The sequence below is a fragment of the Ferrimonas sediminicola genome, from assembly GCF_005116715.1.
GTDB classification, from domain to species: Bacteria; Pseudomonadota; Gammaproteobacteria; order Enterobacterales; family Shewanellaceae; genus Ferrimonas; species Ferrimonas sediminicola.
This window is the reverse complement of record NZ_SWCI01000039.1, coordinates 1-638: the sequence shown is the minus strand read 5'-3', so window position 1 is coordinate 638 and position 638 is coordinate 1. Positions and strand designations below refer to the sequence as shown.

The 638-nt window shown below is 56.6% G+C and carries 1 pseudogene; it reads left to right on the top strand.

Annotated elements, in window-relative coordinates:
- Positions 1-638, top strand: a pseudogene (locus FCL40_RS18405) (IS3 family transposase); the annotation flags it as partial.

Below are 638 nucleotides of genomic sequence, written 5' to 3'. Positions count from 1 at the left end.
AGAAAGAAGCCGTCAAACAGGTCACGGATCGTGGCCGAAGCGTCCGAGATGTCGCCGATGCCTTGGGGGTCTCCCATCACAGCCTGTACGCCTGGGTGAAGCGTTACAGCAAATCCATCCCTCAGCAGAAGGAAGAGTCAGAACAGCAAGCTGAGATCCGGCGCTTGCGTGCAGAGCTTCGGCAGGTCACCGAGGAGCGAGACATTTTAAAGGAGGCCGCAGCGTACTTTGCCGCCGAGTCAAGGAAAGGTACGCGTTCATAAAGTCCCGGCTCGAGCGTTATGGTGTGGTTCCTCTGTGCCGGGCCATGCAGGTCCACCGCAGTGGCTTCTATGCCTGGATGAAACAGCCCAAGTCTGATCGCCAGCAACAGGACGAACGCCTGCTGGGGCTGATTAAGCAATCCTGGTTAGAGAGCGGGACGGTTTATGGCTATCGCAAAGTCCACACTGACCTGCGTGAATTGGGGGAGAGTTGTGGTAAAAACCGGGTTGCCCGCTTGATGAAGCGCGAGGGGCTGCGCTCTCAAACCGGCTACAAGCGTCGTAAGGGAATGTACGGTGGCAAATCCCAGGTAGCGGCTCCGAATACGTTGGATCGCCAATTTACCGTGTCAGAACCCAATAAGTCATGGGTGA